At 70.1% G+C, this 442-nt stretch carries 1 protein-coding gene; it reads right to left on the reverse strand.

All coding sequences use genetic code 11. From position 1 onward, the window contains the following. A partial coding sequence (locus RAD16_RS41315) for an amino acid kinase family protein (RefSeq protein WP_458163723.1) occupies nt 1-271 on the reverse strand: 271 nt, incomplete at its 3' end. Between the last annotated feature and the right edge of the window lie 171 nt (nt 272-442).

Raw genomic sequence — 442 nt, forward strand, 5'->3', positions numbered from 1 at the left:
TGATGCCGTCCTTCTGGAGCGCGATGGCGAGCAACCCCGACGTGACCTGCTCGCCGGAGGCGACCACGGCGTCGTACTCGGCGGAATCGTAGAGGGCGTTGGCGTCCTTGACCCAGTCCACGAGCTCGTTGGTCTTGCCGGACATGGCCGAGACCACCACGGCGACCTCGTAGCCGGCGGCGACCTCGCGGGCCACGTGCCGGGCGACGTTGCGGATGCGATCCACATTGGCGACGGAGGTCCCGCCGAACTTCATCACCAAACGGGGCATGTCGCGTCCGCTTCGATCCGTTTCCAGGGCCTGCCCCGACGGCGAGGCACGATGCGCGAAGAGCGGCCGGCGAGCGCGAGAGCGGCTTACCGGACCCGAGGTGGGCGGGTACAAGGGGCGCCACACCCTGTCAACGGAGCGGGCCCGCGCGCCCCGGAACCGGCATGACCG

It is taken from the genome of Bradyrhizobium sp. 18BD, from assembly GCF_054185225.1.